The organism is Wenzhouxiangella sp. YN1 (assembly GCF_056324145.1).
Map to the genome: position 1 here is coordinate 1 of NZ_JBJNIO010000098.1, position 234 is coordinate 234.

Annotated in this window: 1 pseudogene; it reads right to left on the reverse strand. The window is 72.6% G+C overall.

The window, feature by feature from the left end:
* Window positions 1-234 (reverse strand): annotated as a pseudogene (locus ACEWQZ_RS02330) (IS3 family transposase); the annotation flags it as partial.

Here is a 234-nt window from a genome sequence, read left to right on the forward strand (position 1 = left end):
TCGGCCTTGACCTGCTGGCCACCGCGCTCCTCGGCCCAGTCGTTGGCCTGCTCGCAGGCCCGGCGCCAGGCGGCCAGCTGCTCCGGATACAGGCCGCGCTTGCGGCAGTACTCCGAGCGCTCGGAGGCGTTCATCGGCGCGGTTTCAATCACGGCGGCGAACTTGTCCCGGGCGCTCCAGCCCTGGGCGTCGGAGCCGGCGTCGGGGTACAGCTCACCACGGTCCCGAGCCTGC